We start from the raw sequence: 1,785 nt of genomic DNA, 5'->3' as shown, positions 1-1,785 counted from the left end.
GGTCTCATCACCGAGTGGGTGGATGACGAAGGCAACGTCGAGACTCGTACCGAGAAGTCCGATCTGGGCGGCACCATGCGTCTGGGCTCCCAGCTCTGCCACCTGGTCGACGATTCCAAGGTGCGTCAGATGTACGGCAGCCCGACCATTTACGAGCGCCACCGTCATCGTTACGAAGTGAACAACAAGCTGCTGCCGCAGATTGAAGCGGCAGGTCTGAAAGTGACCGGTCTCTCCGCCGACAAGAAACTGGTGGAAATCATCGAGATCCCGGATCACCCCTGGTTCGTGGCGGCGCAGTTCCACCCGGAGTTCACCTCGACTCCCCGTGATGGCCACGCCCTGTTCGCCGGTTTTGTGAAGGCGGCAGGCGAGTATCAGAAGCGTAATCTGAAGTAATTTAAAATAAATGCGGTTGAGGCTCTGTGCCACAGCCGCTTTTTTTGGCATATTTTTGTTGTTTTTTTACGAAACCTGAGGAAATACACATGTCCAAGATCGTTAAAGTGATCGGTCGTGAAATCATCGACTCCCGTGGTAACCCGACCGTTGAGGCCGAAGTTCACCTGGAAGGTGGTTTTGTTGGTATGGCAGCCGCGCCGTCTGGCGCGTCCACCGGTTCCCGCGAAGCGCTGGAACTGCGTGACGGCGACAAGAGCCGTTTCCTGGGTAAAGGCGTTCTGAAAGCCCTCGCCGCCGTCAACGGCCCGATCGCTCAAGCTCTGCTGGGTAAAGATGCCAAGGACCAGGCTGCTATCGACCAGATCATGATCGACCTCGACGGCACCGAGAACAAATCCAAGTTTGGCGCTAACGCCATCCTGGCTGTTTCCCTGGCCAACGCCAAAGCCGCCGCCGCTGCCAAAGGCCTGCCGCTGTACGCTCACATCGCCGAGCTGAACGGCACCGCCGGTGTTTACTCCATGCCGCTGCCGATGATGAACATCATCAACGGTGGTGAGCACGCCGACAACAACGTCGACATCCAGGAGTTCATGATCCAGCCGGTTGGCGCCAAGACCCTGAAAGAAGCCGTTCGCATGGGTGCCGAAGTGTTCCACAACCTGGCCAAAGTGCTGAAGTCCAAGGGCTACAACACTGCTGTGGGTGATGAAGGTGGTTTCGCTCCCAACCTGAAATCCAACGCCGAAGCGCTGGAAGTGATCGCTGAAGCCGTTGCCGCTGCTGGCTATGTACTGGGTAAAGACATCACCCTGGCCATGGACTGCGCTGCTTCCGAGTTCTACGATGCCGAGAAGAAAGAGTACAACCTGAAGGGCGAAGGTCGTATCTTCACCTCCAACGAGTTCTCCGACTACCTGGCTGACCTGACCACCAAGTTCCCGATCGTCTCCATCGAAGATGGCCTGGACGAATCTGACTGGGACGGTTTCGCTTACCAGACCAAAGAGCTGGGTAAGAAAATCCAGATCGTGGGTGACGACCTGTTCGTAACCAACACCAAGATCCTGAAGCGCGGCATCGACAACGGCATCGCCAACTCCATCCTGATCAAGTTCAACCAGATCGGTTCCCTGACCGAAACCCTGGCTGCCATCAAGATGGCCAAAGACGCTGGCTACACTGCCGTCATCTCCCACCGTTCCGGTGAGACCGAAGACGCGACCATCGCCGACCTGGCTGTTGGTACCGCTGCAGGCCAAATCAAGACCGGTTCCATGAGCCGTTCTGACCGTGTTGCCAAGTACAACCAGCTGATCCGTATCGAAGAAGCTCTGGGTGCCAAAGCTCCGTTCAACGGTCTGAAAGAAGTGAAAGGCCAGG

2 protein-coding genes are annotated in these 1,785 nt (G+C 56.7%); both read left to right on the top strand.

The features are described 5' to 3' along the window. Nucleotides 1-399: glutamine amidotransferase-related protein (locus AAC083_RS18240; RefSeq protein ID WP_181364810.1), on the top strand; the 399-nt coding region annotated here is incomplete at its 5' end. An 89-nt stretch (nucleotides 400-488) separates the two neighbouring features. Next, the coding region (eno, locus tag AAC083_RS18235; protein ID WP_108537349.1) for a phosphopyruvate hydratase at nucleotides 489-1,785 on the top strand (1,297 nt) is incomplete at its 3' end.

Origin of the sequence: Aeromonas sp. HMWF014 (genome assembly GCF_963878295.1) — a bacterium.
GTDB classification, from domain to species: domain Bacteria; phylum Pseudomonadota; class Gammaproteobacteria; order Enterobacterales; family Aeromonadaceae; genus Aeromonas; species Aeromonas popoffii.
This window is presented reverse-complemented; position numbering and strand designations above follow the sequence as displayed.